A 385-nucleotide genomic window follows, 5' to 3' on the forward strand; every position below is an offset into this window, starting at 1 on the left:
CTGCGCAGCCTGCAGCCCGGCGATGTGCTGATGCTCGAACCCGGCAGCGGCTGGCTGCTGGACCTTGAGGGCCGCCTGCAAGCCCGCTGCCAGCGCGACGGCTCGTCGCTGCAGGTGCAGGAACCTCTGAACACGCCCCTTTTGGACATGGAGAACACAATGACTGACGTCGATGCCGCCGCGGCCCTGGACGATTTGCCCCTCAAGCTGGTGTGCCAGGTCGGCAGCCTGGAACTGACCCTGGCGCAACTGCGGGAACTGGGGGCGGGCAGCCTGCTGCAACTGAATACGCCGACCGTGGATGGCGTCGACCTGATGGTCAACGGCCGTCGCGTCGGCCAGGGCCAACTGGTGAAAATCGGTGACGGCCTGGGCGTGCGCCTGC

1 protein-coding gene is annotated in these 385 nt (G+C 67.3%); it reads left to right on the forward strand.

Annotation, left to right across the window (positions count from 1 at the left end; genetic code table 11):
- The coding region (locus tag HX846_RS38420) for a FliM/FliN family flagellar motor switch protein (RefSeq protein ID WP_178967603.1) at nt 1-385 on the forward strand (385 nt) is incomplete at both ends.

The organism is Pseudomonas sp. K5002 (assembly GCF_013386655.1).
Taxonomy (GTDB): Bacteria; Pseudomonadota; Gammaproteobacteria; order Pseudomonadales; family Pseudomonadaceae; genus Aquipseudomonas.